The organism is Gammaproteobacteria bacterium, assembly GCA_013697705.1.
Lineage (GTDB): Bacteria > Pseudomonadota > Gammaproteobacteria > UBA6002 > UBA6002 > UBA6002.
Window position 1 is genome coordinate 1 of sequence record JACCWJ010000035.1, and the last position, 2,231, is coordinate 2,231.

Annotated in this window: 2 protein-coding genes; both read right to left on the reverse strand. The window is 39.8% G+C overall.

All coding sequences use genetic code 11. The annotated features are described in order from the left end of the window. Window positions 1–517: 517 nt before the first annotated feature. A complete protein-coding gene (locus H0U71_07920) occupies window positions 518–904 on the reverse strand; it encodes a hypothetical protein (GenBank protein MBA2654970.1) in 387 nt (128 codons plus the stop codon). Beyond that, window positions 901–2,223, reverse strand: coding sequence for a hypothetical protein (locus tag H0U71_07925; GenBank protein ID MBA2654971.1), 1,323 nt, complete (start codon window positions 2,221–2,223; stop codon window positions 901–903). The genes H0U71_07920 and H0U71_07925 overlap by 4 nt, the downstream gene beginning before the upstream one ends. Window positions 2,224–2,231 lie beyond the last annotated feature (8 nt).

A 2,231-nucleotide genomic window follows, 5' to 3' on the forward strand; every position in this document is an offset into this window, starting at 1 on the left:
TGCTTCTCGGATTGATGTGAATTTGTTTCTGCCGCAATTATCATATTATCTCCTCATTAATTGTTGTGAGTGATAATATGCAGATTATTTTTAAAATTAAAAAGGTGTGGTTAAATTAGCGCTTACACCGGCGATTCCAGGGTCTTTATTTCCTGATCCCGAAAATTATATTCTCGATCGGTGACAGCGCTGATCGCATTGACTTCTCTGATCTTATGGCCCCACGCATTGTAGGTGTAGGTGCGGATCGGATGGATCGTGGTTTTTTTCACGTCAGTTAATACCGGCGTAAATGAACCATCTATTTTCGTCGGATAACTTTGACTCGGATAAACGGGGTTGCCGCGGGTGATTTGGTCACTTTGAGAAGGATAGCTGATTGGGGCTTCAGCATACGCAACCTCAAAGTGACCAACAATTTGACGATATAACCTATATAACTTTGTACTCTTACTTATTTAACCATTTAAATATTCAGAATCTCAAAAGGATCTTAACCTACTCTATTGTGGACAATCTAATTTTTATCTTTAAATTCCCCTATTAGTTCCCCACCTGATATTTTAAATTCGAGCCAGTTGTAAGTTTGCTCAGCAAACCCTTTAATGTTGACTAAGTCATCATTTAAATCAATTTCACATAATTGATTTAAATTTTCATAGTTATCCTCTGCTTGTTGAGTTTTAGACTTATTTCTTGCGTTATATGACGTTATTTCAATTTCAGCATAATTAATTATTTTTAAATAACCCTCACCTAATTCTTCCTTAATTCCATTAATTAAATGCAAGGCACCATCGAGTCTGAATGTAATCTCTTTAATTTTTTTATCAATATTTACATTTAGCACATTAAAATCAATGAAACTTAACTTTTTTAAAGCTTCTCTATTATGTATTTTCACATCGTTCTCCTATAGGGAAGTTCCGGTTTATATCCATAATCACTATTAATCTCTATGTGCGCTTCAGAGGACCTTCTATCCACTATCTCCAATTGATTGTTAAGAGAGTTTCCTTTTTTATCAAAAACATGAATATGGTAATAATCTGTGCCAACAGTATCAGGGGGATGAACATCAATGCGTTTATTTGAATATTTATCTATAAAAGATAAAAATTTACCATCTTCACTACCACCTTTGAACTCTAGACCTATGGATCTGAGATCTTTTACTAATTGCTCTCTTGAAACATTCTGCACATTTGCTAAATAGTCCTTAAGCTGAGTGCGGTTTAATCGTGTGGTCAAACCAATGGCACTCTTTGCCCCAACCTCTTCAATTATTGCAGTAGACCCTGCAACCCCTAGGCCCCCTAAAGCCATCTTAGATCCAAACATCTTACTAATACTGGCACCGAGTCCTGAACCTAAAGGTAAAGCAGACAATTCACCCAGCCTCTTCGCTCTTGTGATCGGATCACTGTGCACCAAATGATCCCAGCTATTTTCTACTCCATGAATCATATTCTGTACATTCTGAATGGGATGTATCCCATTATAAAAATTCATAGCTAATCCCACCGCAAGAGCGGTAGGATTATTCATTGCATAATCCATGGCATATAAAGGCGCGAGTAAACCTGAGACTACTCCTTCTCCATACGCCTCTGCAATTTTTCCTACGCTGGCATTTGAATTTACTGAAGAGGGTTGTTGCCATCGCTCTTTTGACCTACTCGGCGCCGCCTGATACCGCTGCATTAAATTCCCTTCATTCGGCAGCTCAAGGTCTTTCGGATAAAGGGATCTGTCAAAATTGCTGACTGCTTTTCTTTCCCAGTCATTCTCAAACACCTCATTGACATCCGCCCAGTTCTTCTTCGGCGCAGTGGAGTGATAAGGTGTTTTCTTTATCCCTTGCTCATGATTCGTCTTCCTCGATAAATCATCGAGCTTGTTCTGATTAGACCTTTGCGGTGAAGATTGCGCTGTGTAACTCGGCGCGGGAGTTTTCGGCGTAAAGTAACGCTCTATATCCCCAATCCCCGTATTCACAATATTACCCAACCCTTGCCCTAAGTAACTCCCTACTTGGCTGCCCAGTACTTGCGCTATCGTACGCTCTAAATCCAAACGCCCAGTGAGAACTAATTGACTCACCACCGGCTCCGTTAGGTGACTCAAACTCGGTAACTTTGTAACGCCTTGGCTCTCCCCGTCTGCTAACAAAATACTTAATCCCACCACCCGCATATCAAACGGCGTGTGATTGATCATCATTTCCGAGA